This window comes from Paenibacillus nuruki (genome assembly GCF_001721045.1).
GTDB classification, from domain to species: Bacteria; Bacillota; Bacilli; order Paenibacillales; family Paenibacillaceae; genus Saccharibacillus; species Saccharibacillus nuruki.
Genome location: NZ_MDER01000035.1, coordinates 136,939 through 162,966 on the forward strand (window position 1 = coordinate 136,939; position 26,028 = coordinate 162,966).

The window sequence follows — 26,028 nt, forward strand, 5'->3', positions numbered from 1 at the left end:
TTGGGCTTATCCAATTCCAATATGTACCTAGAGATACAAAAAAGAATTTCCCCATAATCGACCTCTACAGATCTTCATACAGCGAAATTCTTAGGTATATTCAGTTAACTACGCTGATTGTTAAGCCATTGGCGTTCTTTGGTTGTCAAATCAGCTTGTTCTAACAATTCTGGACGACGTTCCAATGTACGAAGTAATGATTGTTCACGGCGCCACTTTTCTACATTAGCATGATGACCGGATAATAAAATATCAGGTACTTTCATCCCTCTATATTCAACTGGACGTGTATAATGTGGATATTCTAGCAAGCCTGTGCTAAACGAATCGGTTACCGCACTGTTGGCATTCCCTAATACTCCTGGTAAAAGGCGTACAATGCTGTCTACAGCCGCCATAGCCGGTATTTCACCGCCAGTAAGCACATAATCACCTATTGATATCTCATCGGTTACCAGATGCTCTCGAATACGTTCATCATATCCTTCATAATGACCGCAGATAAATATCAAATGTTCTTCCTCAGCCAATTCTTCAGCTTTGCGTTGGGTAAAAGGCTCCCCCTGTGGACACATCAAAATAATACGTGGAGATACAGATGTTGATGCAGGCGCCAAATCTTCCACAGCATCAAAAATAGGCTCAGGCTTGAGCACCATTCCCCCGCCTCCACCATAAGGTGTATCGTCTACCGTACCATGTTTACTTTTAGAATACGTACGAAAATTAATCGCATTTAATTCTACAATACCTTTGGCTGCGGCTTTACCCAGAATGCTAGAACCAAATACACCGGTAAACATTTCCGGAAATAAGGTTAGCACATCGATCTTCATCATTCCAAAAGACCTTCCATCACATGAATCAGTACCTTTTTCTCTTCAACATTAATATCAAGCACCACATCATGAATATAAGGAATCAATACTTCTTCGCCTTTATCTGGACGAACGACCCATACATCATTAGCACCCGGTTTTAAAATATCTACAATCTTACCAATTTTGGTGCCTTCTTCTGTAAAGACTTCACAATCTAGAATTTCATGAAAATAAAATTCATCTTCTTCTAGCTCGATGATATCATCTTTAGAAACTTTTAATGTCCAACCTTTATATTTCTCTACTTCATTAATATTGCCAAATCCTTTAAAACGAACCACATACATATTTTTTTGCAAACGAGAACTTACGATTTCAACTTCAAGTTTATTCCCGTTTTCTTCATTAATCATCCAGAGTTTTTTGCCTTCAGCAAAACGAACTTCAGCAAAATCGGTATTCGGATATATTTTGAGTTCTCCGCGGATACCATGTGTATTTGCTACTTTACCTACAGTTAAAAATTGTTCAGTCATGTTATTCTCCTCTAACCTGTAATCTATATTTGATCGTATTTTGATTGAAAATGTACGAAAAAGGGCTAGGACATCATCCTAACCCTCTTTCGTATATTTTTAAGACATTATATCAACGGTCACCCGTTTATTAGTCTTGACTGCTGCTGATGTAACGACCGTGCGGAGAGCCTTGGCGATACGTCCTTGCTTGCCGATCACTTTACCAGCATCGTCCGGATGGACGCTAAGTTCGTATACGATCAAGTTCTCTTTTTCCACAACGTTCACTTTTACATCATCGGGATGATCCACGAGAGCTTTAGCAATAACCATTACTAATTGTTCCATAGATACTCCTCCGAATCAGCAATTATTTTTGCTGTTTAAGCTCATGAAACTTTTTCATAACGCCCGCTTTGCTAAGCAAGTTGCGAACGGTATCAGAAGCTTGTGCTCCTTGTTGAAGCCATTGAAGAGCTTTTTCCTCATCAATCTTAGTTACAGAAGGTTCTGCAACTGGATTATAAGTACCGATTTCTTCGATGAAACGGCCATCACGAGGGGACCGAGAATCGGAAACCACGATACGATAGAAAGGCGCTTTATGAGCACCGATGCGTTTTAGACGAATACGTACTGCCACGAAAATTCACCTCCTTCAAATTAGTTCAATAATATATACATTGCATTTCCTAGGTTTAACGGAAAGGAAACTTCATTCCCTTGCCACCCATTTTTTGCATTTGTTTCATCATTTTATTGTTCTTGCCGCCGCCCTTAGGATCCATCATATCCGAGAACTGCTTCATCATACGGCGCATTTCATCGAACTGCTTGATCAGACGGTTTACTTCTGCAACAGAAGTTCCGCTACCTGTAGCAATCCGTTTACGACGACTATGATTGATTACCTCTGGATGTTGTTTCTCCTGAACAGTCATCGACTGAACAATTGCTTCAATACGTCCAACTTGCTTATCATCAACTTGAAGATTTTGGTTTTTCATTTTTCCCATACCCGGAATCATGTCCATAATCTGATCAAGCGGTCCAAGCTTTTTCACTTGATCCATTTGCTCTAAGAAATCTTCGAATGTAAATTCGGCATTACGCATTTTGCGTTCCATTTCTTTTGCCTTATCTTCATCGATATTCATTTGAGCTTTTTCGATCAAGGATAACATATCACCCATACCTAGAATACGTGAAGCCATACGCTCCGGATGGAAAGCTTCCATTGCATCTAGCTTTTCACCAAGAGTGGTGAATTTGATCGGACAACCCGTTACGGCTTTGACAGACAATGCTGCACCACCACGAGTATCTCCATCAAGCTTAGTTAAGACTACACCTGTTAATTGCAATTGAGTGTTAAAGTTCTCGGCTACATTGACTGCATCCTGACCTGTCATCGCATCTACAACTAACAGAACTTCATCCGGATTCACTAATTCATGAATCTGGCGCAATTCGTCCATCAATTCTTCATCAATATGCAAGCGACCTGCTGTATCAATAATCACGTAATCATTATTGTTATTTTTGGCTTCTTGCAAAGCTTGACGAGCAATCTCAACTGGACTTGTCTGATCTCCCATTGTAAATACCGGTGTATTGATTTGCTCTCCCAGTACTTGCAACTGTTTGATCGCTGCCGGACGATAAATATCGCCTGCAACCAGTAAAGGACGATGATTTTGCTTTTGAAGCATTTTGGCTAGTTTACCAGAGGTTGTTGTTTTACCAGCACCTTGCAAACCGACCATCATAATAACGGTTGGTGACTTCGCTGCTTTGGCAAGTTTGGACTGTGTTCCACCCATCAACTCGGTAAGCTCTTTATTAACAATGTCGATAATAACCATGCCTGGTGTGAAGCTTTCCATCACATCTTTACCGACCGCTTTTTCTTTCACTTTGGAAATGAATTCTTTTACGACTTTGAAATTAACGTCTGCTTCAAGTAACGCTAACCGCACTTCGCGCATTGCTTCGTTTACATCTTCTTCAGATACTTTACCTTTACCACGAAGTTTGCTAAATACGTTTTGCAGTCGTGTTGTTAAGCTTTCAAATGCCATGTGTCTTCACCTCCGTTTATTTCACGTTAAATAATATATGGTCTGTATATCTATATCGTACTTCTTTACATGTATAAGTATATATGAATTAATCGTTGGCTTCCAAGCGCTCTACAATATCCATCATTTGCGATTGATATTCATGTGTCACTCCACTTGAAGACAATGTCGATTTGAGCTCTTCTAAATCACGCACACGGCGATAATGCTTTTCCATCAGACCAAGCTTTTCTTCGTACATTTCTAATACTTGCTCTGCACGTTTAATATGCTCATACACCGCTTGTCGACTAATACTGAACTCTGCGGCGATCTCTCCTAGAGAGTAATCATCATGAAAATAGTATTTAAGGAACATCTGCTGTTTGTCTGTAAGTAGAAGCTCGTAGAAATCAAATAATGAATTAATTCGGGTCGTTTTATCGAGCCGATTCTCTTGACTCATATGGGGCACTCCCTCCGTCAAGGAAAAACACTTTACACCTCATCAACGTTCTATATCATAGCAAAAAATAAAATAAGATGTCAAGCATAATTACTTAACATCTTATTACTTTTATAAATGAGCTTCAAATATCGATCATTTAAGCCCAAAATATGAACTTTTTACGTCTATTTATCTATTACAAATGAATCGGCAACACATAAAATAAAATCATAAAGAAATGCAAAATGCTACCTGCGAGTACAAACAGATGCCAAACCGCATGATGAAAAGGAAATCCACGCCAAACGTAAAAGATCGTACCCAGCGTATACATTAATCCACCAATAGCAAGTAAAATAATGCCACCGCTTGCCATATTCGTTGTCAATGGTTCCCATGCGATAACAATTAACCATCCCATTAAGATATAGAAAATCGTCGACATAAATAGAAAACGTTTGACGAAGTATGCTTTAAACGCACATCCTAAAATGGCGATGCCCCATACGATTCCAAATATACTCCAACCCAGTGCCCCTTTAACAACAATTAACATCAAAGGTGTATATGTCCCTGCAATAAATAGATAAATGGCTGAATGATCAAAAATTTCAAATAAATCTTTGGCTTTGCCATCTCTGAATCCATGTACTAAGGTGGAACTGGTATACAACAACAGCATGCTGACTCCATAAATCGTAAAGCTTACTACATGCCATGGTGTACCTTTAAGTACAGCAAAAACAATTAAAATAACTAATGCAGCAATACTAAGAGCAGCTCCTATACCATGAGTTACTGCATTTGCTACTTCTTCTTTACGGCTATACGTATGTGTGAGAGCCATAAGTCACTTCCTTTCTTCGATCCAATCTTATCCCTATGCTATATGATCTACTTGATGCTTAAATGTTATGTAAGTAACTCTAGATCGTATCTGATAACGAAAATAAAAAGCAGTAGAAATCGGATAAGAGTTATCTCATTTCCGTTTGATTTCTACTGCTATTATAACTCAGTTCTGTATGAAGATGCTACTTTGGCAATCTGGCCCTACTCTTTGGAATCCGTCTTTTCAGCTTCTTCCTCTTCTTGAATCAATCCTGCAAATAAAGCATGAACAAACTGTTCACTATCAAACGGCTGTAAGTCATCAATCTTCTCGCCTAGACCTACAAATTTAACCGGTAAGTCTAATTCTTGACGAATGGCTACCACGATTCCACCTTTAGCGGTTCCATCTAATTTGGTCAATACCAGTCCCGTTACGCCACTTTTCTCACCGAATAGTTTGGCTTGGCTTAGTGCATTTTGACCTGTTGTCGCATCAAGTACCATCAGTACTTCGTGCGGAGCATCTGGAATTTCACGTTGAATTACACGGAAGATTTTGTTCAACTCATCCATTAGATTGCTTTTATTCTGTAAACGTCCTGCGGTGTCGCATAACAATACGTCTGCTCCACGCTGCTTAGCTGCGCGTACAGCATCATACATCACTGCTGCTGGGTCAGAGCCTGATTGTTGCTTAATCACTTCTACGCCTGCACGTTGGCCCCATACTTCTAATTGCTCAATAGCTCCTGCTCGGAATGTATCTCCTGCGGCAAGCAACACTTTTTTACCTTCTTGTTTGAAACGGTGTGCCATTTTACCAATTGTTGTTGTTTTACCTACACCATTGACACCTACAAATAAAATAACTGTAATGCCACCTTGTTGCATATTTAAGCCTGTATTTTCGTTTCCACGAAGTAAGCCCGTTAACTTCTCAGATAATACAGGTTGTAGTTCAGCAGCATCTTCGATTCGGCGAATACGAACTTCTTCACGAAGATCATCAATAAGCTCCATCACTGTATTTACGCCTACATCAGCGCCGATAAGAATTTCTTCTAATTCTTCATAGAACTCTTCATCAATTTTTTTGCGACGAATTACAAGGTCTGATACTTTTTCAACAAACCCTTTACGTGTTTTTTCCAAACCATCGCGGAACTGTTTAGTTACTGTTTCTGTTTTTGTAGAAATGCTGTCTTTTAACTTTTTAAAAAAGCTCATGAGATTCCTCCAGATGATCAATTATATATAGTCCATAATAAGCCTATCAAAATGTAAATAGATTAAGCGATATCTGCTTCTTCATCGTCCAATTTAACAGAAACCAGCTTCGAGACGCCGCCTTCTTCCATCGTGACTCCATATAGCACATCAGCTTCTTCCATAGTGCCTTTGCGATGAGTCACTACGATAAACTGTGTTAATCCTGAAAACTCTCTTAGATACTGTGCAAACCGCACTACGTTCGCTTCATCCAGTGCCGCTTCTACTTCATCGAGTACACAGAACGGTACAGGTTTAACTTGTAAAATGGCAAATAACAATGCCATCGCTGTTAATGCTCGTTCGCCACCAGAAAGCAATTGTAGATTTTGCAACTTTTTACCCGGTGGTTGGGCGACAATATCAATTCCTGTTTCAAGCATGCGTTCAGGATCGATCAATACCAAGTCTGCACGACCTCCACCAAACAACTTACTAAATACCGTACCAAATTGACCACGAATCGCATCAAATGTGACTTTGAAGCGTTTGGACATTTCTTCATCCATTTCGCGAATGACTTGATATAGTGTTGTTTTGGCTTCGACTAGATCGTTTTGTTGAAGCGTCAAAAATTCATAACGTTCATTCACACGTTGATATTCTTCGATCGCTCCTAGATTTACTTCACCCAGATCCATGATTTTGGATTTCAGATGACGCACTTCTTTTTCAGCCACTTCAATATCTTCTGGTAATTCATAATCTCTTTTTGCCATTTCGTAAGTGAGTTCGTAATCTTCACGCAATTTGGCTAAAATATTTTCAAGTTCTACATCCAAGCGATTGACTTGAATTTCTATTTTGCGCAATTCATCTTCAACAGTTTTGAGTTCGTTACGCTGTTCGCGTGTTTCGTTTTCTTCCAGTTCTAACTTTTGTTGAAGTCGTATTCGTTCTGCACGTTTCAATTCAAGTTGTTCACTGGTTTCTGTACGTTTACGGCGTAGACGTTCCAAATCAGTACGTTGCTTCGTTTGTTCACGCTCATTTTTTTCCAAATCTTTAAGAATAACAGCCAGTTGTTCTCGATTGCTCTCCAACTCTTGACCATAATCTTGTGATTCTTCCTGTGAACGGGATAATTGTTCTTCTAGCGAGAAGATTTCTTGACTCAGTTTACCTTCACGAATTTTGAGATCAGTTACTTTTTCTTGCAACTGTTCTTTAGCAGACTCATTCGATTTACGCATTTTTTCTGCATTTTGGATACTATCTTGAATCGCTTGCTCTTGCTTTTGCAATTCAATTAGTTTCTGTTCTGCATCTTTACGAGCTTTGGCAATCCCTGCAAGTTCTTCAGTATAGCTACTTGTCTCTTGTCCATACAATTCATATTGTTCATTCACATGACGTAACTCATGCTCGATTTGTTTGAGTTCGCTTGCGACCTGTTGTTCTTCTGTACGCTTACGATCCCCATCCGCTCGCAATTGATCCAGTCGATGTTCATGATCTTGCAGACGCTTCTGCACATCAATAATTTCTTTTTGCAGACGTTTCACTTGAGACTCGCTTTCAGTGATCTCATTTCCCAACTGATCCAATTGGCGTTTACGTCCAAGTAAATTATTATTCTTTTTGTGCTGACTACCCCCGGTCATCGATCCACCTGCGTTGACAACATCGCCCTCAAGCGTCACGATCCGGTAACGGTATCCTAATTTGCCTGCGATACGGTTGGCTTGCTCTAATGTCTCTGCAATGACTACACTGCCGATCAGACTACCGACTATCGATGCATAACGCTCATCATAGCCGACCAGTTCAGCACCAATCCCGACAAAACCTTCTGCACTTTCAGCAAGTCGTTTGTCATTATCCTGCATTTTGCGTGGACGAATAACATCAAGAGGTAAAAATGTAGCTCTACCTAATTGACGTTGCTTCAAAAATGCTATCGCTTTACGCGATACTTCTTCATTTTCCATCACCACATGCTGTACTGAAGCACCCAGCGCCGTTTCCATTGCCAGTTCTAATTTCTCAGGCACGGTGATGAGTTCGGCTACAGCCCCATGTACTCCGTGCAGTTGTGAGTTGCGTGAAGCTTTGAGCACTTCTTTAACGCCCAGCATAAAGCCTTCAAAGTCTTCTTGCATTTCCTGCATCGTATCCCGGCGAGACACTAATGCTTCACGACGTTGCTCCCATTTGCGAATAGCTGTCTGCATTTCTTCGCCAGACTTCTGTAACTTATGCAATTGCTCACTATGTTGAATATAATCAACACGCACTTTAGCAATTTCTTTGGCTAACTTATCAGTCTGTAGGGCAGAAGCAGCTTTGCTATCTTCGAGACGTTTTTTCTCGGCTTTCCATTTACCAGATTCACTTTCTGCTCGTACCATACGGCGTTGTGTATTCTCGGTCTGCTGATCTGCGTACCGAATTTCATTACGAGCTTGTGCCATCGTATTCATCAGTTCTAGCAATTCGCCTTTCAAGCTTTCTTCCTGATGTTGTCCGATACCACCATTAATCTGGATCAGGCTATTTTCTTCTTGAGTGATATTTTGTTGTAGCTCTTGCAATTGCTTCGTTAAGGTAGCGAACTTGGTCTGTAATTGTTGGCTTTCTCCTGTACGCTGACTGGTACGTTCTTCACTACGTTCCAAAGCTACACCTAATTGCTTTTGATTTTGCTCTAAATTTAGACGGCGTTCTTTGAGTAATTCACCCAGACCTTCTGATTTCTCCGTCTGCTCGCTATATTGAAGCAGTAATCCTTGTAGTTGCTCTACAGCTTCTTCTGCTTCACGAAGAGCACCACGTTCACTTTCAAGCTTCTCATCATGACCGGATACAACACTTGCTAACTTTTGCTGTACTTTTTCCAGTTCAGCCATTTTGGCACTTGCTGTACTCCATGCGGTATGAATCCGTTCGATACCATGAACATAGAGCGATATTTCTTTATGTTTAAGCTCTTCTTTGAGTTCTTTGAAATGAATCGCTTTGGTAGATTGTTCTTTTAGGGGTTCAATCTGATCTTCTAATTCATGTACAAGATCATAGATACGTAACAAATTCTGCTCGGTATCATCTAATTTACGAACCGCATCTTTTTTACGAGACTTGTATTTCACAATTCCAGATGCTTCTTCAAAAATACCCCGACGATCTTCCGAACGAGTACTTAGTATTTCTTCGATACGTCCTTGCCCGATAATCGAATAAGCTTCTTTCCCTATCCCTGTATCCATAAACAGCTCAGTAATATCTTTTAGACGACAAGATTGTTTGTTGATCAAATATTCGCTATCTCCACTACGGTGTACACGGCGCGTAATCGTAACTTCGCCAAAATCGAGTGGTAGCGTCTGATCTTCATTATCAAGTGTAAGCGACACTTCTGAATAACTTACTGCCTTCCGACTATCACTACCTGCAAAAATAATATCTTCCATTTTGCCACCACGAAGAGACTTGGCACTTTGCTCACCAAGCACCCAGCGGATCCCGTCAGATATATTGCTTTTACCGCTACCGTTTGGTCCGACAACGGCGGTAATACCTTTCACAAATTCCATTTCTGTCTTATCCGCAAAAGATTTAAATCCTGCTAATTCTATTCTTTTCAGGAACATAGTTCGTTGTTCACCTCTACTGCTATTGTAGCATAATTACCTGCTGCTTCATCAATGGAAAAAGAGCAAAAAGCGGTCGATGCCTCTTGATTCACGCAAGCTGGCTGTGACTGCTCTTTGCTCTTTGTTTGTCCTGTAATTGTCAGAAAAGAGAACGGTTTATTTCAACTTCAACCGATTCAATGCCGCGGCAGCTGCCCGTTGCTCTGCTTCTTTTTTAGAACGCCCGGCTCCCTGACCTAAACTCTCTTCTCCCATACATACTTCCGAGACAAACTCCCGCTCATGTGCAGGGCCTTTCTCTTCAATAATACGATACTCCAGTACTCCCATATTGTGATGCTGAGTTAACTCCTGAAGCTCGGTCTTGAAGTCCATCATCTGGAACTGCCCACCTGGAGAAATGCCTGAGAATACATGTGCGTTTAGAAAAGACTTCACAGCTTCTAAGCCTTGGTCCAGATATAATGCTCCAATAAAAGATTCAAAAACATCAGCGAGCAGTGCTGGACGCTGACGTCCGCCTGTCAATTCTTCTCCCTTGCCAAGCAAAACGTATCTGCCAAAGTCGAGCGCTTCCGCAAACTTCACCAACGAAGGCTCGCATACAATCGCTGCACGCAACTTCGTAAGTTCACCTTCAGGACGCTCAGGATATGCATTGTACAGGTACTCCGACACTGTCAATTCCAAAACCGCATCACCCAAAAATTCCAAACGTTCATTGTCTTGATGTTGACTAAAACGATGTTCGTTCACATACGAAGCATGTGTGAACGCCTGTTTGAGCAATTGACGGTTTTGAAATTGGATTTGAATTTGCTGTTGTAGCTGTTTCACATCTCCGTTCAAGAAACTGACTCCTTACACTTCAAATTTCTTCAGGATGACTGAGGCATTATGCCCCCCAAATCCAAAAGAGTTGGACATTACTACATTCAAATCTGCTTTGCGCGCTTCATTCGGCACATAGTCTAAATCACATTCAGGATCTTGATTATGCAAATTGATCGTAGGAGCGATAATCTGATTTTCTAAAGATAGTGCACAGATTACAGCTTCAATACCACCAGCTGCTCCTAAAAGGTGACCTGTCATCGACTTGGTCGAACTTACAGCGATGTTATACGCATGATCGCCTAATGCTAATTTGATTGCTTTGGTTTCAGACTTATCGCCTACAGGAGTCGATGTACCGTGAGCATTGATATAATCAATATCTTCCGGTGCAATACCTGCACTACGAATCGCCATTTTCATACAACGAGCTGGACCATCAGGATCAGGCTCTGTCATATGGTGAGCATCTGCGCTTAGTCCATAACCAATCACTTCAGCGTAAATATGAGCTCCACGTTTTTGAGCATGTTCCAGTGATTCAAGAATCATAATTCCTGAACCTTCACCCATTACAAATCCATCACGACCGGTATCAAACGGACGACTTGCGGTTGTTGCATCATCGTTACGTGTAGACATCGCACGCATCGCACAGAAACCACCCAATCCCGAAGGACGAATCGTTGCTTCAGCACCACCGGTAATCATAACGTCTGCTTCACCATCACGGATAAATTTGAATGAATCTCCTATGGCATGACTACCACTTGCACACGCACTGACAGGAGCCAAGTTAGGTCCTTTAGCGCCGTGAAGAATAGATACATGACCAGAAGCCATATTCGCAATCATCATAGGAATAAAGAATGGACTTACTCGCTTTGGTCCTTTTTGCATCAAAATAGCATGCTGATCTTCAAATGTACCCAGACCACCAATACCTGATCCGATAATAACCCCAACACGCTCAGGATCTGTATCTTCTGCAATATTAAGCTTACTGTCTTTCAAAGCTTCAACCGTTGCTGCTTCTGCAAATTGAACAAAACGGTCCATTTTGCGAGCTTCTTTACGTTCCATATAATCTTCTGCATTGAAGTCTTTCACTTCAGCAGCAATTTGCGTAGGATAACCACTGACATCAAAACTTTCAATGGTACTTACACCGGATTGACCGGTAATGATATTATTCCAAAATGTATCTTTGTCTTTACCAAGGGAAGTCATAACTCCCAAGCCTGTAATTACTACTCTATGCTTCAAACACATTCACCTCTATATCGACTGCATGTGTATATTTTGTGTTCCATCCAAAAGACGCCAAAATGAGGAGAAGTCCCGGCCCGCTAACAAGCAGGTAACGGGACTTTAGTTAAGCCTTAGGTATGAGATTGTATGTAAGTTACAACTTCACCTACGGTCGTAATTTTCTCCGCATCTTCGTCAGAAATTTCCAAGTCAAACTCATCTTCCAATTCCATAACAAGTTCCACTACATCAAGCGAATCTGCGCCAAGATCATCTTTAAAAGATGATTCCAATTTAATTTCAGCTTCGTCAGCTCCCAAACGGTCAATAACGATGCGTTTTACACGATCCAAAACATCAGACATCCGTTTCACCTCCTCTTCCAAAGTATTATACGAAAATCACACGTAAAAAGCCACATATCCCTAAAAGAGATGTTGTACTTCTTTTACATGTACATACCGCCATCCACATGAAGCGTCTGTCCTGTCATGTAAGAAGCTGCTGGTGATACTAAGAAAGAAACAACCGATGCAATTTCTTCGGGTTGACCGAGACGTGCAAGCGGAATACCTTCTAGCATTTTGTTACGCAGTTCTTCACTCAGTTCATCCGTCATATCTGTTGCAATAAATCCGGGCGCCACACAATTCACTGTGATGCCACGTGAAGCTAATTCTTTTGCGGATGCTTTGGTTAAACCAATTACACCTGCTTTGGCTGCGACATAGTTGGCTTGTCCAGGGTTACCCAGTACACCTACTACAGAAGAAATATTAATAATACGACCGTAACGTTGTTTCATCATCGGACGTGTAACCGCTTTGAGGCAATTAAACACACCTTTGAGGTTCGTCTCAATGACTTGATCAAATTCGTCTTCTTTCATTCGCATGATCAGGTTATCACGGGTAATTCCTGCATTATTAATCAAAATGTCGATTTTACCAAAAGTTTCGTTAACTTGTTTGACCATAGCTTCGGCTTCTGTAGCTATTCCTACATTAGCACGAACAGCAAAAGCTTTGACGCCTAACTCTTCGATCAGACGTACGGTTTCGTTAGCAGCATCTTCACTACCCGCATAGTTAACTGCGATATCTGCTCCAGCTTCTGCTAGTGCAATCGCAATACTACGACCTATGCCTCGTGAAGCTCCTGTAACCAAAGCAGCTTGTCCTTGAAGTGGCTTACTCATAACATACGCATCTCCTTTTCAAATGAATCATCTGATCCGGCTTCTGGAGGGAAGATTAAACTTCCACTTGAAGTGCTTCTATACTTTCCAGACTGCTTATATTAATCAAGCGTACATTTTTATCTATTTTTTTAATTAATCCTGTTAATACATTACCAGGGCCAATTTCGATAAAAGTATCTACACCTTCATGAATCAGAAAACGAACACTATCTTCCCATAATACAGGAGAGTATACCTGTTCTACCAGTAACGCTTGAATATCGCTTCCCTGAGTCACTGTTTTAGCTGTTACGTTCGCCACAACTGGTACAGTCGCATCACGGAAAGATACCGTTTGTAAACGCTCAGATAATTGATCTGCTGCTGATTTCATCAAAGAAGAATGGAAAGGCCCACTCACTTCAAGCATAATCGCACGTTTGCCACCGATTTCTTTCACTCTTGCTGCTACAGTATTTACGCCTTCCACCGAACCTGATACTACAATCTGTCCCGGACAGTTCACATTAGCCAGTTCTACTGCATGTCCTGTAGCAGAAATCTCAGCACACAATGCCGCTAAAGGTTCACGTTCTGCTCCAAGTACAGCAGCCATAGCTCCTTGACCGGATGGGACAGCTTGCTCCATATATTGACCACGTGCACGTACAATCGCTACAGCTTGATCAAAATCCAAAGCATTAGCGGCTACAAGAGCACTATATTCTCCAAGACTATGACCTGCTACATAATCAGGTGTAATATTTTTAGATTTTAAAGCTTCAAACAAAGCGATACTTGCCGTTAACAAAGCAGGCTGTGTATTCGCTGTTTGTTTCAATTGCTCTTCAGGTCCTTCAAAAGCAAGTTCACTGATGCTAAAACCTAATACTTCATCAGCTGTTTTGAACAACTCTGCTGCTTGAGGTAATGCATCGTAAACGTCTTTTGCCATACCTACTTTTTGAGCACCTTGACCTGGAAATACAAATGCTATTTTACCCATAGGAATCATCTCCTCCCTATTATCTGTTACCAATCAAATTCGTTGGATTACCATACTAATACAGATGCGCCCCAAGTTAGACCGCCGCCAAAACCAACCATAACGACACGATCGCCTTCTTTGATTCGTCCTTGTTCCACAGCTTCTACTAATGCTAGTGGAATAGATGCCGCAGAAGTATTCGCATATCGATCAACATTGATCATCACTCGATCTTCTGACAACTCTAGACGGTTCATTGCGGATTGAATAATACGGATATTCGCTTGGTGAGGAATCAAAATATCGATATCATCTTTAGTCATTCCTGCTTTGCGAAGAACTTCATCTGTTGCTGAACCCATCACACGAACGGCAAATTTGAAGACTTCACGTCCACCCATACGAATATAATGTTGATTGTTGCTTAGCGTTTCTGCGGAAGCTGGCAATCTTGAACCGCCTGCTGGCATTGTTAATAATTCGCCACCAGAACCTTCAGCACCAAGATCGAATGATTTAAATCCACGACCTTCGCCCACTTCACCGATAATTACTGCTCCAGCACCATCACCGAACAACACACAAGTGTTACGATCAGTATAGTCTGTAATACGTGATAACGTATCTGCTCCAATAACCAAAGCATTTTTATATAAACCCATTTGCAACATACTTGTTGCAGATGCTAGTGAATAGACAAATCCAGAACACGCTGCTGATAAATCGAAAGCCGCCGCATTTTTTGCACCTAATTTATCTTGCAAAATACAAGCGGTTGAAGGGAAAAATGTATCTGGTGTAATCGTAGCTACTACAATTAAATCCAATTCTGTTGCATCCATACCTGCTGATTCCAATGCTTTGAGTGCTGCTTCATAAGCTAAATCAGAAGTTGCTTGCTCTGGAGCTGCAATATGACGCTCACGAATACCTGTACGACTGACAATCCATTCGTCATTCGTTTCAACCATTTTTTCAAGATCTGCATTTGTTAATATTTTTTCAGGAACATATTTTCCTGTTCCGATAATACCGATAGGTAAAACATTAATCATTGGTGTCACTCTCTTCCCACTAATTTCCTCATCGTTTTCGTTCCACGTCATTACGGTGGGGATGGATAAAACATGACGCAAGATGCTTATTGTATAACTTCTTTAGATATATTTTCAACCAACTGATTGCTGATCGCTATTCTTGCCTGACGAACAGCATGCTTAATGGCTCCAGCGTCAGATGAACCATGACTTTTGAGAACAAGTCCGTTCAATCCAAGTAAAGGAGCACCTCCATGCTCTTTGTAATCTAGCTTGCCTTTGAGACTGCGAAGTTCGGGCATTAATAATGCGGCCCCAATCTTGGTCTTGAGCGATTTGCTAAATTGTTGTTTGAGCAGTGAAAACATCGCTGATGCTGTACCCTCAAGTGACTTTAACATAATGTTGCCTGCAAAACCATCGCAGACCAACACATCACAGACTCCATTAAGTACATCGCGTGCTTCTACATTTCCTACAAAATTAATAGGCAATGCTTCTAGTAACGGGTAAGCTTCTTTGGTTAATTCATTGCCTTTGTTTGCTTCTGTACCTACATTCAATAATCCTACACGCGGGTTAGTAATACCATGAACTTTGTCTCTATAAATGCTACCCATCAGTGCATACTGTGCTAGATGTTCTGGTTTTGCATCCATATTAGCTCCAAGATCAAGCGCAAGTGTTCCGCCATCGTCAATCGTTGGAATCATAGGCGCCAGCGCAGGGCGCTCAATGCCTTTGATACGACCAACAACGAGTAAGCCTGTTGTCATCAGTGCGCCTGTATTCCCTGCTGAGATCATCGCTTGAGCATTGCCTTCTTTAACCATGCGACCTGCTACAACCATTGAAGCGTCTTTTTTACGACGAACAGCTTTGACCGGCTCATCTTCTGCTTCAATAATTTCAGTCGTGTGTACTATTTTTAAGTTGGATGGAATCTCTGTCAGTAGTGCTCGAATACGAGTCTCGTCTCCAACTAAAATGATCTCGGTATCTTTCCATTCTTTAGCGGCTTCGAGTCCACCTAATACATTGCTGTCTGGAGCGTGATCTCCGCCCATCGCATCAATGGCGATTATCATGATCTACTCCTCCTTCATGCTGTTCTTCACCATCTGAACGATAGATTGTAAAGTTTCCTTGGAATACCATTTCTTCACCAACATACGTCAGTACTTCTACTTTGGCTTTTCCTTTACGTGCAGGATTAGACTGCACATATGCTTTGGCAATACACTTCTCACCCAGATGAACCGAGCGGACAAATCTGATATCTGCCGATGCTGTCAAAGCAATCGCATCATTGATCACAGCGACCGCTAATGAATTCGCCTGTGCAAAAATGTGATGTCCACGTGCAATCTGTGTACGAGAAAATATATGTTCTTCACGAATCTCAAAAATAGAGATTCCACTTTTGTCGAGTTGCAGATCAACAACATCTCCGATCACTTCATCTAGAGGAAGTGATTTTACCTGATCGTAGGAGCGCTCAGCCATCAATTTCATTCGCTCACGCAACTCCGGTATTCCAAGTTCCATTCGATCTAGACGAATCGTCTGAATACTGACTTTTAATTGTCTGGTTAATTCTTGATCAGTCACAAACGGATTCTCTTCGATAATCTTCACGAGCCGTTGTTGGCGCTGCCGTTTGGGCAAACGTTCGATGGCTACGCACCTCCTTCGTGTTACGCAAATCGCACACAGATTTTAAAATTAAAGATACAACTTGAAAAGTTCTATCCGGGTACTACTGTATTCAAAAATATATGTAAACCTATTCGGTTTTAGTTTAATTTCATGTTGCCGTTCATTTTTAGAACCTGGTACTAAGAATGTAGTATAAAGCATATTGAACTAAAAAGAAAGTGTCTGGTCTAGGTTATCCGCTAAACACGATTTTTCTGTGAACATTGTGTTTGATATACCAAATTATAAATATACAAAAAAATAGTACTTCACCAAATGATGAAGTACTACCTTTGTGAAAGACTATTGTTTGATAATCTCTCTTGATTTGTATGTTCCGCATACTTTGCAAACGCGGTGAGCCAATTTCATTTCTCCGCATTGCTCGCATTTCACCAAACCAGGTACTGCCAATTTAAAATGTGTACGACGTTTGTCACGACGTGTTTTGGAAGTTCTCCGTTGAGGTACTGCCATTGTTCCCACCTCCTTCATCTAATCAATCTTATCCAATGAACATATTACATGATCATTAAATCACTTAAAGAAATCTTTGAGTCCTGCCATTCTCGGATCGATAGGTGTGTTGTCACAACCGCAATCCTGCTCGTTCAGGTTGACTCCGCATGTCGGGCAAAGACCTTTGCAGTCTTCACTGCATAATACTCCAGGCGGAAGTTCAAGTACAGCAGCTTGTTCCATATATGGAGCTAAATCAACAGTATCTGTATTCACATACAGTGTATCATTATCTTCAGCTACATCTTCTGGTTCTTCACCATGCTTGAATTCTTCCTGAATCTCGAACTGTAAGTTCAAATCCACAGGCTTCAGACAACGTACACACGCCATCTGTAAGTCAAGTTTCAGTGTTCCTTGTACATCAACCACTTCATTGACTCTTTGCGCCGCTTTCACATCTACTTGGAGAGGTGTATAAGACAGAACATCGCTATGTTCCTTTAAAATGGAACTCATGTCAAGCGTGTCATGAAACTCTATCGGTTGATCGCTTTGCGCCAATTTTCTAAATTGAAATTGCATCATTATCACTCCAAACAAACAAAAATTATTATACCGATTATACGCAAGCTTTGTCAATGAATATTTGTTAAGGTATTTTGGTTAACACCTATTTTCGTTTATACTGATACCTATATTCAATATCAATGCTTGAGTTTTAAAAAGGAGCCTATCTATGAAAGTCGCAGGAATAATCGTCGAATATAATCCACTTCACTATGGACATCTACTTCATTTACAACGGACACGCGAAAAAACAGAATGTGATGCTATCGTTGCTGTGATGAGTGGTGGCTTCACACAACGTGGCGAACCGGCTATTTTTAGCAAATGGGCACGTACTGAAATGGCACTACATGCTGGATGTGATCTGGTTATCGAGTTACCTTCTGCTTATACTGTACAACCTGCTGAGTGGTTCGCTTATGGCGCAGTTTCACTTCTTGAAGCGACGGGTCTTGTAGATTCATTAGTGTTCGGTAGTGAGTCTGGTTCTCTGTCCCCATTAAAAGCGTTAGCAGACCTGCTAACGAACGAATCACCTGAACTGCGTCTACTTATCCAGAATCATCTTAAAGAAGGGATAAGCTACCCTGCGGCCCTTGGTCAAGCAGTAGCCAGTCTCTATAGTATACCAGATCAAGCCACATCTTTGTTAGATCAACCTAATAATACACTTGGACTTCAATATATGATTGCGCTGAATCGGTTAAATAGTTCTATACTGCCGGAGACAATCCAGCGAGAACAATCGCAATATCATGATCTTCAACCGACTCATGAACAGATTGCAAGCGCTACAGCAGTACGCAGGCTTCTATTTAGCGATGTTCAGCAAGCAACACCGTATCTGCCCGCAAGTACGATGTCTATTATTGAGCGCGAAATAGCCGCAGGTCGTGGCCCTGTAAAGCTTGATCAATTATGGCAATCTTTATTTCAGCAGATTACCACGCATTCACCACAACAACTTGCACAGTATTATGATATGAGTGAAGGGTTGGAATATCGTTTCAAAAAAATATTACCTACTTTACAAAATTACAGTATTACTGATCTGATGACAGCACTCAAAACCAAACGTTATACTTATACACGTCTACAACGGCTTATTGCACATCTATTATTAGGTCATACGAAGTCGGTATTGAACATCGAACAGTTGGAACAAGGTCCCGGTTATATTCGTGTACTTGGCTTTACAGACACAGGCAGAGAATTATTACGACAAATGAAAAAGACCGCTTCTCTACCGGTGATTACCAAACCGACAGATACCGATCATGTTCATATGGAGCTAGATATTCGTGCTTCTGCTATTCAAGCTTCTTGTTTTGCTGTACAGCAATCTTCTACTTTATATTCGGATTATAGACGCTCTCCGATTAGAATATAATGATTTCAAAATAAACAAAACCATTACGAAGTTGATAATGTATTCAATGCGTTAAGTGCATCATCTAACGTACTTACCGAGATCAGTTGCATCGAAGATTTCATTTTGGCTAATTGTGCTTTGGCATCGGCATAATTGCCTTTAGGCACTAAGAAAATAGTTGCTCCTGCTTGCTGAGCTGCGACCACTTTGTGCTGAACACCACCAATTTCTCCAACTTGACCTTGAGGATTAATCGTTCCTGTACCTGCAATACGATGTCCTCGGGTTAAGTCTCCTGACGTTAATTGATTATAGATTTCTAATGTAAACATCAATCCAGCCGAAGGCCCACCAATATTAGTATTGGCAAAATGAACTTCATGATCCGCATCTTTAGGCGCGATTTTTTGGACTTCACCGATCGATACGCCAAATCCGACACGTTCTTGTCCGTTGCTATCTTTAAATTGAGTTAAGCTTACAGGCAGAGTAATCTGAGTACCTGTACGTTCAAGCACCACTTGCACTTGATCGCCATTTTTTTTGCTTTGTAATACTTGTTCCAGTTGTTTAAACGATGTAATCGGTTGCTGATCTATAGAAATAAATTTGTCCCCGGCATGAATAGAAGTACGAGCATCCGGTACACTAACCACAAATACATACTGAGGTTCCACGCCGTAAGGAATACCTGCTTTTTTGTAAGCAGCAGCGATCGCATACGATTGTGAACTGCTCATATAATACAATTGTTCTGCTTCATATTCAGCACGATTACTTTGAATCGTTTTGCGAACAATTTCTTCATTGGAATCAAATAAAGAAGCGATCAACATTGCTGTATTGGCGTAAGTGACCGATATGGTGGTTAGCATAAATGTTCCTTTTTCATCCTTCTGGCCACCAGCCACACTTACAATTGGCTTCAATTCATCGGCACTACCAGGTCCATTGATCATATAAGGAGTTGGCATATATACCAGTACATAGACCAGAATAACAACACAAATAATATACAAAAAAGATTGTTTGCGGCTCATCGGGGATTTTAATAATCGGCCAGGCATGTTTTTCTCTCCTTTGATTCTTTTACAGCCTCACTTGGCGGCTACTCTTATTATCCCACGCTTATGTCCTCAATTCCATATTTGCGATCTAACTACTCGCTATCCGGACCTTCACTGAACTTTTGTTTTAAATGTTTTTCTATAATAGGCGGTACAAATTCAGATACGTTGCCATTAAAACGAGCGATTTCTTTAACCACGCTCGAGCTTAAATAAGAATATTTCGGATTGGTCATCATAAAAATAGTCTCTGCATCTGGATTCAGTTCACGATTGATCGAAGCCATTTGTAATTCATACTCAAAATCAGTCACTGAACGAATACCACGCACAATCACCTGCGCTTGGCGTTCACGTATGTAATTCGCTAACAGATCGCGAAAACTTTCAATGGTTACATTTGGCAAGTCTGCGGTGACTTCTTTTAACAATTCAACCCGTTCTTCCACGCTAAATAGGGGCTTTTTGCTCATATTATTCAAAACAGCTACCACCAGATGATCGAACTGCTTGGCCGCACGATGAATAATATCCATATGCCCCATCGTTACAGGGTCAAAGCTCCCTGGATAAACCGCTAGATGTGATTTGGTTCCATGTTCACTCATTGGATGATTGTCCTCCCTGTTGTTGTGGTTCATATTCGTATACATTAATCGCTGTTTCTCCATAAACCACATGACGAATACACACGAAATGTTCTAGTTCTTCTGGATAATCATGTCCTGATTCATACTCTAGAACAATCGTTGCTACTGGAGCTAACAATCCTCGTTCATGCATTTCGTTCATCAGTTCGATCCCATTTTTCATTTTGTAAGGAGGATCAAGAAATACAAGATCAAATAAGGCTTCACGTTTGGCTAATACTTTCAATGCACGTCCTGCTTCATTACGGTACACTTCAGCTTGTTCGGTCAAGCCAGCCACCTGTAGATTACCACGAATCACTTCTATACTTTTATGTTCCAAATCTATAAATACCCCTTGCTGGATACCACGACTGAGTGCTTCGATCCCCAGACCGCCTGTACCTGCAAAAAGATCTAATACTTTTCCACCATCAAAATAAGGTCCAATAATACTAAAAATCGATTCTTTTACTTTATCTGTTGTCGGACGTGTTCCATTACCGGGTACAGCTTTTAATGGACGCCCTTTGGCACTGCCTGATATGACTCTCATCTTGTGTTCACCTGTCTTTATGATATTTCGTATCACCATCTATTTGGCTTCATATGTCAGTTCTACGATGTACAAAGCTATCGTATCATATCATGTCTATGGTTCAAAAGGAATGTATCCTCAGCTTAGATTAGCATGCTAGATATAGATATATGATGTATATATCAAAAAGCCCCTACAGGGAATGTAGGGACCTTCTGTATTTTAAAATCGATTGAACTACGAGCTATAAAGTTCATTATTGCAATATAAATTTCACTTTGGTTCCATCCGGATATTTAGTCAATTGGTTACCCACCCATGATCCTGCTCCGCGGTTGTCTGAAGGTGTGACATAACGGATATCAGCTCCTGTACCGCCTTCAAGACACATCGCCATCGGCCACTCATCACGATCATAACCGGATTTGGTAGGTACTCCTTTTAATGAATCTTCACGTCTTTGATCTGCGCCATCCCGATCAATCGTACAGACTTCAGAATGTCCATCTGCAATTGCGTCTTTGATATGATCGGCTGTCTCAGGGTAACGACTGGTTGGAAAAGTAAGTGTGTAATCATAGGCTGCTGCTGCATATATCGTATTATGTATTTTGCCCTCACCTTGCACTAAAAATGACACCGTTACTAACATCATAAACGTCATAGCTGTAAACAAAATCTTTTTCATACATCAACTTCCTTCCATTTTTTATTTAAATAATATAGGATATGAGATTATTTTAACTGCAATTTGTGATTTTTAAAATAGGTTTATGTAAATTTAACAAACATAAATTGTGAGTAATATTTAATCATTGTCTTTATCTGCGATTACATTTTACATAAAGTTAACAAATACCTAACATAAAATCACAAAAAAATAACCCCATCGATTATCGACAGGGTCTATATCTATATTTATTTCAAAAGGGGTATGTCTGTATATTAAACGCTTGATATGAAATTAATCTGATGATTAGCTGAAAATAAGATTAATTTTATTTTGTTTGGATTTATATTTTATAGGGATTGTCCGATATAGATTAGGTATGCCTTCATTTCCAATACAGGCAACGAAAGGAGGTCCTATCATGGATATCGCTTCATTATCCACGGCAATGAGCCAAAGTTCGCTTTCGCAAGCTGTTGGTATCAAAGTACTTTCGTTATCTAAAGACATGGCTGAGCAACAAGGTCAACAAATGGCAGAAATGCTTAAACAAGCACCTCACCCGAATTTGGGAGGATCACTAGATATTCGCGCGTAATTCTGTATAAGATCACTTTTCTTATCTTTTATGATGCCGAATATGTAGCCTTGTCTGTTATCAGCAGACTTGGGAACAGAGCAAAAAGCTTCAATCTAGACCGATTGAAGCTTTTTGCTCTGTTTTACGTTATATTTGTGCTCTATTGTATAAGATATCTTCTATTCTTTTGAAGTCACAGATTGCTCAAGATTTACTGCACGCTTCCCTTGATTAAAGTAAGCGGTTGGCATCCCTTTCACTCCTGGCTTAACCATAAACAAACCACCTGCTAACGGTTGATCTGCACTATCATCATCTTGCGCTGTTGTGATATAAAGCTCATCCAAATGCTCACCACCAAAAGTACAAGACGTGACACAGTTAACAGGCAAGGAGACTTCTGCAATCACTTTGCCACTGGTTGGATCAATACGTGAGACACGTTGGCCTCCCCAGCGAGCGACCCACAACATACCTTCTGCATCGATCGTCATTCCATCCGGATATCCTTCACTTTCGTCTACCGTAGCAACGACTTGTTTATTCGAAATGGTACCTTCATTGATATCATAATCAAAAGACACAATTTCAAGTGTTGGCGTATCAATATAATACAACGTACTATGATCTGCGCTCCATGCTAATCCATTCGATGTAGAAACTTCATCTATTAGCAAAGAAACATTACCTTCGGTATTTAAGCTATAAAAAGCACCTTGCTCGGATTCTCCATTCAAACTCATTGTTCCTGCAAGGAAACGCCCTGCTGGATCGCATTTACCATCATTGAATCGGTTACCCGGTCTGCCTTCTTCAGGGTCGTGAATTATGAATTTCTCGCCTGTGGTCAGGTTTAAGCGATATAGCCCACTGATTAGTGCGACAATCACTTCATTTTCTAGATACGGAACTACTGCGCTAACATGCTCTCCAATATCTATAGTACGATCTTCATGGGTAGAAGGATAATACATATGCAATTGATAACCTTCAATATCCACCCAGAGTAAGCATTGAGATTGTTGATCCCAGCTGGGTCCTTCACCTAATTTGGCTTTGGCATCGATAACGATATTTGCTGTATATGTTTTGATACGTAACCCTCCTTGCTTTTCAATTATGGTGTAGAACGGCTCCAATCATATTGAACAGCTTGCAAAAATGAACGAGCAAGCACTAAATGTCCATTTTGATTCGGATGAACATGATCCCATCCATTCGATAATGAAGCTGGATACACATAAGCAGACAATGCGTCAAAAGCCGCTTGAGTATCTACAACGATCGCCCCTGTTTCTTGTGCAATACGTTTCACAGCTTCTCCGTAAATATCCATCGTCGCACGCATAGGATCTTCAGTAGTCGTTGATAAGTAATAAGGTGTCATTAAGATTAACCCTTTGACTTTAGGCAATGTCTGCTGTACCAGTTCACGCAATGTCTGTTCATATTCTTCTAAGTATACATGCCAATCCGTTTCAAGTGGATGGCTGAACTGCCGCCATACATCATTGATCCCGATCATAATAGATACCCAATCTGGATTGTGTTTGAACACATCTTCTTCCCAGCGAGCTTTGAGATGTTTGACCTGATCTCCACTTGTACCTGTATTGAGTACACGAATATTATAATCAGGATAGACCGTTTGCAAAAGAGAATCGACTAAAGAAACATAACCGTCACCGATCTCCCAGTATTGTCCTACAGGTCGTCCACGTCCACAATCAGTAACCGAGTCACCAATCATCAATAAGGTGCTATTTTTTTCAATTTTCATCTCTATCCATCTCCTCTAGACTGACAAAAATAGGGTCATCTACAAGTACAGTGATTACCATCCTTGACGATGAAGCCAAATCATACATTGCTTGGTCCAGTTTCCCATAACTGGGTGCTCCAAAGCAAGTCCCTGTCCATGTCCACCGCTCTCATAAATATGTAATTCAAATGGAACATGATGTTGCTCTAAAGCCATTGCTATCTGCAAGCTATTTTGGACGGGTACAACATCATCATCTGTATTATGCCAGATAAAAGCAGGCGGTGTCTGTGCTGTAACACATTGCTCTGCACTATGAGCACGAATCTGTTCAGGAGATGCTTCTGCTCCCAATAAAGATAATCGAGAACCCTCATGTCCATAGTGCTCCATCGTAATAACCGGATAGCACAAAATCATAGCATCCGGTCTCGAACTAATCGATTGAGTAACTCCTGCTACCGTCACCGATTGTTCTTCGTACACAGTACCTGTCATCGCTGCTAAATGACCCCCTGCGGAAAATCCTAATATCGCGATTTTGGACGGATGAATGCCATAATGCGCGGCATGTGCGCGTACATAACAAATAGCACGTTGACCATCTTCTAATGGAATACGTTGCTGTTTGGGTGATAAACGATAATGAAGTACAAAAGCAGAAATACCATTTTGATTGAGCCACTCTGCAACAGGCGCACCTTCATGGTCTGCCCGATGTTCATATCCTCCGCCGGGCAATACAATGACCACTTTATCCGAATGCTCTACAATAAATGGTACTAAATAAGCTCTTTCTTCTGTGGTAGCTGTATCTTCTTTTCCATCGATCCATATCTTTTCTACACTCACATTTTGATCCCCTTTCTAAACTATCACTGGTTATCAATATATTGTAAGCGCTTAATAAAATCAACTCAATAATTGAAGCAGATCGGACCTATCCGCTTCATGATTCATTGATAATCTAATGTATTATTCAATACAAATTACGGAATTGTTCCGGTGTAACATCTTCTAATCGACGGAATGTAGCTACAAAATGACTGGAATCTCTAAATCCAACTTGACCTGCTACTTCTTTAATCGTCATGCGAGGATACAGTGTCATCAATTCTTTGGCTTTACGAATACGAAGTAAAATAAAATAAGCATACGCCGTCATTCCAAATGTCTGGCGGAATAAAGTATTCAAATGTCTCGCACTTACACCGACTTGATCTGCCATATCTTCAAGACCAATATTAGGATCGTCATAATGGGATTCCATAAAGGACATCAGTGGCTTCAATCGTTCTACTGTATGGGATAACGAAGGCAGATTATTCACACGACCATGCTTTTTGAGCAATGTTAAAAAGCGGTATAGATCCGAGCTGGTATCTAGCCCTGATAAGTCACGATCACTACGAATCTGACCCAGTAGTCCACTGGTAAATGTCTCTAATTCACATCCACGATCCCATTCATAATAAGCCGAATGTGATAATCCAAGCGTCGATACGATAGCGAGAGACTGAGGTCCTCCAAATGTTAAATACGCGGTCTCCCATACCCCGCTGATCGGACGATACCCATGAGCATCTCTGGGTGCCAATAATACACCTGATCCTGCTTTGACTGTATAGCTGGTTCCACCAAAATAAAGTTCGCCTTCTCCATTAACAGCTTGAATCCAATGATAACAAGGATAGCCATCTGGACGATCAATAGATTCCTGATCGGCGTTGTACCCGATACTCTCCATATGAATAGGTAACTGCAAGTCTCTAAGCTCTGTAAAAAAGCGACGATCCGGTATAGTTACATACATATTTTTCACTTCCAATCTCCATATTATTATACACTAA

Annotated in this window: 29 protein-coding genes; 2 read left to right on the top strand and 27 right to left on the bottom strand. The window is 40.7% G+C overall.

The genetic code is table 11. From position 1 onward, the window contains the following. Nucleotides 1-104 precede the first annotated feature (104 nt). From trmD to PTI45_RS10050, 19 genes are all read right to left on the bottom strand, one after another. Nucleotides 105-836 (bottom strand): tRNA (guanosine(37)-N1)-methyltransferase TrmD, encoded by a 732-nt coding sequence (trmD, locus tag PTI45_RS09960; protein ID WP_069327456.1) that lies wholly within the window; start codon nt 834-836, stop codon nt 105-107. Continuing rightward, entirely contained in the window at nt 836-1,357 is a 522-nt protein-coding gene (gene rimM / locus PTI45_RS09965; RefSeq protein ID WP_069327412.1) for a ribosome maturation factor RimM, read from the bottom strand. Before rimM ends, trmD begins: the two co-directional genes overlap by 1 nt. A 99-nt stretch (nt 1,358-1,456) precedes the next feature. Next, entirely contained in the window at nt 1,457-1,687 is a 231-nt protein-coding gene (locus PTI45_RS09970) for a KH domain-containing protein (protein ID WP_069327413.1), read from the bottom strand. Between the two features lie 22 nt (nt 1,688-1,709). Then, entirely contained in the window at nt 1,710-1,982 is a 273-nt protein-coding gene (gene rpsP, locus PTI45_RS09975) for a 30S ribosomal protein S16 (RefSeq protein WP_069327414.1), read from the bottom strand. Nucleotides 1,983-2,037: 55 nt separating this feature from the next. After that, entirely contained in the window at nt 2,038-3,420 is a 1,383-nt protein-coding gene (gene ffh, locus PTI45_RS09980; protein ID WP_069327415.1) for a signal recognition particle protein, read from the bottom strand. 88 nt (nt 3,421-3,508) lie between these two features. Continuing rightward, on the bottom strand, nt 3,509-3,865 hold the full coding sequence (locus PTI45_RS09985) for a putative DNA-binding protein (RefSeq protein WP_069327416.1): 357 nt from the start codon (nt 3,863-3,865) through the stop codon (nt 3,509-3,511). Nucleotides 3,866-4,043: 178 nt separating this feature from the next. Further along, the gene (trhA, locus tag PTI45_RS09990) at nt 4,044-4,694 is read right to left on the bottom strand and encodes a PAQR family membrane homeostasis protein TrhA (RefSeq protein WP_069327417.1); all 651 of its coding nucleotides are present in this window, start codon (nt 4,692-4,694) and stop codon (nt 4,044-4,046) included. A gap of 206 nt (nt 4,695-4,900) precedes the next feature. Beyond that, on the bottom strand, nt 4,901-5,908 hold the full coding sequence (ftsY, locus tag PTI45_RS09995) for a signal recognition particle-docking protein FtsY (RefSeq protein WP_069327418.1): 1,008 nt from the start codon (nt 5,906-5,908) through the stop codon (nt 4,901-4,903). A 62-nt stretch (nt 5,909-5,970) separates the two neighbouring features. After that, complete coding sequence (gene smc, locus PTI45_RS10000) at nt 5,971-9,540, bottom strand: chromosome segregation protein SMC (RefSeq protein ID WP_069327419.1); 3,570 nt, start codon at nt 9,538-9,540, stop codon at nt 5,971-5,973. 159 nt (nt 9,541-9,699) lie between these two features. Then, on the bottom strand, nt 9,700-10,392 hold the full coding sequence (gene rnc / locus PTI45_RS10005; protein ID WP_069327420.1) for a ribonuclease III: 693 nt from the start codon (nt 10,390-10,392) through the stop codon (nt 9,700-9,702). Between the two features lie 12 nt (nt 10,393-10,404). Further along, nucleotides 10,405-11,643, bottom strand: coding sequence for a beta-ketoacyl-ACP synthase II (gene fabF, locus PTI45_RS10010; RefSeq protein WP_161594245.1), 1,239 nt, complete (start codon nt 11,641-11,643; stop codon nt 10,405-10,407). A gap of 116 nt (nt 11,644-11,759) precedes the next feature. Further along, entirely contained in the window at nt 11,760-11,993 is a 234-nt protein-coding gene (gene acpP, locus PTI45_RS10015; RefSeq protein WP_069327422.1) for an acyl carrier protein, read from the bottom strand. Between the two features lie 83 nt (nt 11,994-12,076). After that, complete coding sequence (gene fabG / locus PTI45_RS10020) at nt 12,077-12,826, bottom strand: 3-oxoacyl-[acyl-carrier-protein] reductase (protein WP_069327423.1); 750 nt, start codon at nt 12,824-12,826, stop codon at nt 12,077-12,079. 55 nt (nt 12,827-12,881) lie between these two features. Further along, nucleotides 12,882-13,814: an ACP S-malonyltransferase gene (gene fabD / locus PTI45_RS10025; RefSeq protein ID WP_069327424.1), complete on the bottom strand. Its 933-nt coding sequence runs from the start codon at nt 13,812-13,814 to the stop codon at nt 12,882-12,884. Nucleotides 13,815-13,861: 47 nt separating this feature from the next. Further along, nucleotides 13,862-14,851 (bottom strand): beta-ketoacyl-ACP synthase III, encoded by a 990-nt coding sequence (locus PTI45_RS10030; RefSeq protein ID WP_069327425.1) that lies wholly within the window; start codon nt 14,849-14,851, stop codon nt 13,862-13,864. 86 nt (nt 14,852-14,937) lie between these two features. Continuing rightward, nucleotides 14,938-15,921, bottom strand: a complete 984-nt coding sequence (plsX, locus tag PTI45_RS10035; protein WP_069327426.1) for a phosphate acyltransferase PlsX — start codon at nt 15,919-15,921, stop codon at nt 14,938-14,940. Then, nucleotides 15,905-16,501, bottom strand: a complete 597-nt coding sequence (fapR, locus tag PTI45_RS10040) for a transcription factor FapR (protein WP_069327427.1) — start codon at nt 16,499-16,501, stop codon at nt 15,905-15,907. Before fapR ends, plsX begins: the two co-directional genes overlap by 17 nt. Before the next feature lie 333 nt (nt 16,502-16,834). Continuing rightward, entirely contained in the window at nt 16,835-17,008 is a 174-nt protein-coding gene (rpmF, locus tag PTI45_RS10045; RefSeq protein ID WP_069327428.1) for a 50S ribosomal protein L32, read from the bottom strand. Nucleotides 17,009-17,068: 60 nt separating this feature from the next. Continuing rightward, nucleotides 17,069-17,509, bottom strand: a complete 441-nt coding sequence (locus PTI45_RS10050; RefSeq protein ID WP_241669335.1) for a YceD family protein — start codon at nt 17,507-17,509, stop codon at nt 17,069-17,071. A gap of 220 nt (nt 17,510-17,729) precedes the next feature. Between PTI45_RS10050 and PTI45_RS10055 the strand changes: the two genes are divergently transcribed. Further along, a complete protein-coding gene (locus PTI45_RS10055) occupies nt 17,730-18,950 on the top strand; it encodes a nucleotidyltransferase (protein ID WP_069327430.1) in 1,221 nt (406 codons plus the stop codon). Between the two features lie 23 nt (nt 18,951-18,973). On the opposite strand, the gene PTI45_RS10060 is transcribed toward PTI45_RS10055, so the two are convergent. From PTI45_RS10060 to PTI45_RS10075, 4 genes are all read right to left on the bottom strand, one after another. Beyond that, nucleotides 18,974-19,999, bottom strand: coding sequence for a YlbL family protein (locus PTI45_RS10060; protein ID WP_069327431.1), 1,026 nt, complete (start codon nt 19,997-19,999; stop codon nt 18,974-18,976). 92 nt (nt 20,000-20,091) lie between these two features. After that, nucleotides 20,092-20,607 (bottom strand): pantetheine-phosphate adenylyltransferase, encoded by a 516-nt coding sequence (coaD, locus tag PTI45_RS10065; RefSeq protein WP_069327432.1) that lies wholly within the window; start codon nt 20,605-20,607, stop codon nt 20,092-20,094. Beyond that, a complete protein-coding gene (rsmD, locus tag PTI45_RS10070; protein WP_083243448.1) occupies nt 20,600-21,223 on the bottom strand; it encodes a 16S rRNA (guanine(966)-N(2))-methyltransferase RsmD in 624 nt (207 codons plus the stop codon). The genes coaD and rsmD overlap by 8 nt, the downstream gene beginning before the upstream one ends. Before the next feature lie 199 nt (nt 21,224-21,422). Continuing rightward, entirely contained in the window at nt 21,423-21,818 is a 396-nt protein-coding gene (locus PTI45_RS10075) for a NucA/NucB deoxyribonuclease domain-containing protein (protein ID WP_371748229.1), read from the bottom strand. Between the two features lie 439 nt (nt 21,819-22,257). Here PTI45_RS10075 and PTI45_RS10080 point away from each other — a divergent pair, with 439 nt between their 5' ends. Then, the gene (locus tag PTI45_RS10080) at nt 22,258-22,434 is read left to right on the top strand and encodes a YjfB family protein (protein ID WP_069327434.1); all 177 of its coding nucleotides are present in this window, start codon (nt 22,258-22,260) and stop codon (nt 22,432-22,434) included. A 161-nt stretch (nt 22,435-22,595) separates the two neighbouring features. Here the strand turns inward: PTI45_RS10080 and PTI45_RS10085 are convergent, their stop codons facing one another. The 4 genes from PTI45_RS10085 to PTI45_RS10100 all read right to left on the bottom strand — a co-directional run bounded on the left by PTI45_RS10085 (nt 22,596) and on the right by PTI45_RS10100 (nt 25,991). Beyond that, nucleotides 22,596-23,510, bottom strand: coding sequence for an SMP-30/gluconolactonase/LRE family protein (locus PTI45_RS10085; protein WP_069327458.1), 915 nt, complete (start codon nt 23,508-23,510; stop codon nt 22,596-22,598). A 23-nt stretch (nt 23,511-23,533) separates the two neighbouring features. Beyond that, nucleotides 23,534-24,196: an SGNH/GDSL hydrolase family protein gene (locus tag PTI45_RS10090; RefSeq protein ID WP_069327435.1), complete on the bottom strand. Its 663-nt coding sequence runs from the start codon at nt 24,194-24,196 to the stop codon at nt 23,534-23,536. 54 nt (nt 24,197-24,250) lie between these two features. After that, nucleotides 24,251-25,030 (bottom strand): alpha/beta hydrolase, encoded by a 780-nt coding sequence (locus PTI45_RS10095; protein ID WP_069327436.1) that lies wholly within the window; start codon nt 25,028-25,030, stop codon nt 24,251-24,253. Between the two features lie 127 nt (nt 25,031-25,157). After that, the gene (locus PTI45_RS10100; protein ID WP_069327437.1) at nt 25,158-25,991 is read right to left on the bottom strand and encodes an AraC family transcriptional regulator; all 834 of its coding nucleotides are present in this window, start codon (nt 25,989-25,991) and stop codon (nt 25,158-25,160) included. Nucleotides 25,992-26,028 lie beyond the last annotated feature (37 nt).